This window comes from Georgenia thermotolerans (assembly GCF_009193185.1).
In the GTDB taxonomy this organism is placed as follows: Bacteria; Actinomycetota; Actinomycetes; order Actinomycetales; family Actinomycetaceae; genus Georgenia; species Georgenia thermotolerans.
In genome coordinates, this window is sequence record NZ_VUKF01000109.1 from 1 (window position 1) to 1,153 (window position 1,153).

Consider the following 1,153-nt stretch of genomic DNA (forward strand, 5'->3'; position numbering starts at 1 on the left):
TTGATGGCATGAAGGAGCGGGCGGTGGGGGCCTCCCGCTTCTCGGTCCCCAGGCTGATCCTGAGGGTGCTGTCACTCGAACGAGGAGGCCCCTGATGGAAGCGTACGCAGGACCGCAGGTCGTGGGTATGGACCTGCACCGCAAGCGCTCGGTGCTGGTGCGGATGGACATGGCCGGCGAGGTGCTCGAGGTCGTCCGCATCGCCAACGACCCGGACTTGCTGGCCGAGGTGCTGGCCCGCTCCGGCGAGGATCCCGAGGTGGTGCTCGAGGCCACCTACGGCTGGTTCTGGGCGGTCGATGCGTTGCAGGACGCGGGCGCGAGCGTTCATCTCGCCCACCCCCTGGGGGTCAAGGCGTTCGAGACGCGGCGGGTCAAGAACGACGTGCGCGACGCGACGGACCTGGCCGACCTGCTGCGCATGGGGCGCCTGCCCGAGGCGTGGATCGCCCCGCCCGAGACCCGAGAGCTGCGCGCGCTGGTCCGCCACCGCGCCAAGCTCGTCGGCCTGCGCACCAGCTGCAAGGCACAGATCCACGCCGTGCTGGCCAACTGCGGGGTCCAGGTCCCGATGAGCGACCTGTTCGGGGCGGCCGGCACCAGGCTGCTCGAGCGACTCGCCCTGCCCCAGGTCTACGCCGACCGGGTGGTCTCCCTGCGCCGGGTCATCGAGACCCTCGAGGGCGAGATCGACGCCTTCGCCACCGCGATCCACACCCGCCTGGCCCAGGACCCGGCCTACGCCGCGGTGCAGACCATCCCCGGGATCGGCCCGGTCTTCGGGGCGATCTTCGTCGCCGAGATCGGCGACATCTCCCGCTTCACCCGGCCCGAGCAGCTCACCGCCTGGGCCGGGCTGACCCCACGCCACCACGAGTCCGACACCAAGGTTTACCGCGGGCGGATCACCAAGCAGGGCTCGAAGCTGGTGCGCTGGGCCGCGGTCGAGTCCGTCAAGAAGCTGCCCGCCACCACCCTGGTCGGCCGGCTGCGCGAACGCGTCGCCGCCCGCCGCGGGCGCAACATCGGCGCCGTCGCCGCCGCCCGCCGCCAGGTCGAGCTCGTCTTCTACGCCCTGCGCGACGGGCACGTCCACGCCCTGCAGGCCTACACCTACCGCGCCCCGGCGGCCGCATGAACGCCACCCACAAGC

At 72.1% G+C, this 1,153-nt stretch carries 1 protein-coding gene; it reads left to right on the forward strand.

Annotated features, from left to right (window positions below):
• The first annotated feature begins 94 nt into the window (after positions 1 to 94).
• Positions 95 to 1,138, forward strand: a complete 1,044-nt coding sequence (locus GD970_RS21390) for an IS110 family RNA-guided transposase (RefSeq protein WP_152204894.1) — start codon at positions 95 to 97, stop codon at positions 1,136 to 1,138.
• The last annotated feature ends 15 nt before the right edge of the window (positions 1,139 to 1,153 follow it).

Coding starts and splice junctions, on each gene's coding strand:
- GD970_RS21390 (WP_152204894.1), top strand. CDS start 95: ATGGAAGCGTACGCAGGACCGCAGGTCGTGGGTATGGACCTGCACCGC.